The organism is Mycobacterium sp. 1081908.1 (assembly GCF_001673535.1).
Taxonomy (GTDB): Bacteria; Actinomycetota; Actinomycetes; order Mycobacteriales; family Mycobacteriaceae; genus Mycobacterium.
On sequence record NZ_LZLY01000051.1, the window covers coordinates 1 to 598 of the forward strand.

At 67.4% G+C, this 598-nt stretch carries 2 pseudogenes; one reads left to right on the forward strand and one right to left on the reverse strand.

The annotated features are described in order from the left end of the window. A pseudogene (locus A5655_RS28620) lies at window positions 1–283 on the reverse strand (hypothetical protein); the annotation flags it as partial. On the opposite strand from A5655_RS28620, the pseudogene A5655_RS28625 reads away from it, so the two are divergent. After that, a pseudogene (locus A5655_RS28625) lies at window positions 270–598 on the forward strand (hypothetical protein); the annotation flags it as partial. The pseudogenes A5655_RS28620 and A5655_RS28625 overlap by 14 nt on opposite strands.

The window sequence follows — 598 nt, forward strand, 5'->3', positions numbered from 1 at the left end:
TGCCCAACTTGGCTGCCGACATCAACGCCGCGTTGAATGCGGCGCTGTCGGGGGCGTTGACGTTGCCGCCGATCAACCTGTCGCTGCCGGGCCTGCCCAGCTTCACGTTGCCGCCGTTCCCGGGGTTGCCGTCGATTACGCTGCCCAACCTGGGGGCGGACATCAGCGCGGCGTTGAACGCAGCACTCAACCTGACGCTGCCGGGGCTGCCGCCGATCAACTTGTCGTTGCCGGGGCTGCCCAGCTTCACGTTGCCGCCGTTCCCGGGGTTGCCGTCGATCACGCTGCCTAACTTGGCTGCCGACATCAACGCGGCGTTGAATGCGGCGCTGTCGGGGGCGTTGACGTTGCCGCCGATCAACTTGTCGCTGCCGGGCCTGCCCAGCTTCACGTTGCCGCCGTTCCCGGGTCTGCCGGCGATCACGCTGCCCAACCTGGCTGCCGACATCAACGCCGCGCTGAGCGGAATGCTCAACCTGACGCTGCCGGGGCTGCCGCCGATCAACTTGTCGTTGCCGGGGCTGCCGAGCTTCACGTTGCCGCCGTTCCCGGGGTTGCCGGCGATTACGCTGCCTAACTTGGCTGCCGACATCAACGC